The sequence below is a fragment of the Vibrio sp. YT-18 genome (assembly GCF_033337345.1).
Lineage (GTDB): Bacteria > Pseudomonadota > Gammaproteobacteria > Enterobacterales > Vibrionaceae > Vibrio > Vibrio alginolyticus.
The window spans coordinates 1-1,107 of the sequence record NZ_JAWOQO010000221.1; the positions used below are offsets into that span (position 1 = coordinate 1).

Here is a 1,107-nt window from a genome sequence, read left to right on the forward strand (position 1 = left end):
AACCGTTTTGATGGCTGAAGACAAGATAACGACAGCGAGGACGACGAAAATACCGATAGTGATCAGTGAATCGATAGGCATGATTTATTCCCTTGAGTGCATAATAACTGATTCATTTTCACGCATTTTTGGGTTGTAGACAATCGAAGATGTTGAGAAGAAACGATAGCGGTGCGATTTTAGGCAAAACAAAGGCCGGAAGTTCCGGCCTTAGACTGCATTGTATGGTTTAGTTGGGACTACTTTGTTGGGTATTCAATCCAACTAGAACCATCAAGAGAAACATAATACTTCCCTTGTACTTCAATCACAGTAGAACCGGAGTTCTGCGCGACAATGCGTGTTTCTGGTAGGTTCTCCGTCAATATTGAAGGGCTAAACGTCTTACTTTGATAAATGTTTTTATCCAGAATATTCGACACGAGCTGTGACAACGCCAGATAGCTAGATGGCGCATTGACGTGTTCTGTGCTGCCCTGACGTTGAATTCCTTCTCCGAAGATTTTAATTCCTACCGGGGTGTGAACGATCGTTGGCGCAGGAATTTCTCGCATACCTGAAATTTGCATTCGGTCTCCTCGCATACCACCACCATGTTCTGGTACCAAAGCGACAACGATGTTGCGTTTTGAGGACTTTAAGGTTTTAAAGAACGCGTGGAGGTCATCAAGCAAATTCTTAAGGCGCATTTTGTAGCTAGCAATGGATGTGCTTGAATTCGTATTGATGATCCGGTTGCCATCGTGCAGTGAAATCGAGTTGTAGAGTGCCACGACTTTGTCGTCACTACTGTTAAGTCTTTGCAGCCACCAGTTATCCAGTACTTGCTTATCGCGGAAGATCGAAGAGCCATCAAAAGATTTTTGGTAAGGAGCCAAACCTTCTTGAGACATAAGAGCCGCTTGTAAGTCGCCGTCTTTCTTGATCAATTCAAGGAAGCTATCGAAGACACCATTGTGGTTCATCAGTAAATTTTCTTTGAAGCCTAGCTCTTTCAAACTTTCGAACAAGTAGCACTGTTTTGAAGGTGCGGGTTGGAACAGTTGACTGTGTTCCTGTTGACCGCAATTGGCTCGTAGTAGACGAATGACCGCAGGCCCGCTGTAT

At 44.2% G+C, this 1,107-nt stretch carries 1 protein-coding gene; it reads right to left on the reverse strand.

Features of this window, described 5'->3' with window-relative positions; translation table 11 throughout:
• Positions 1-239 precede the first annotated feature (239 nt).
• Positions 240-1,107 (reverse strand): cellulose biosynthesis protein BcsG (gene bcsG / locus R7M72_RS25560; protein ID WP_318056522.1); only part of this gene is annotated, 868 nt, incomplete at its 5' end.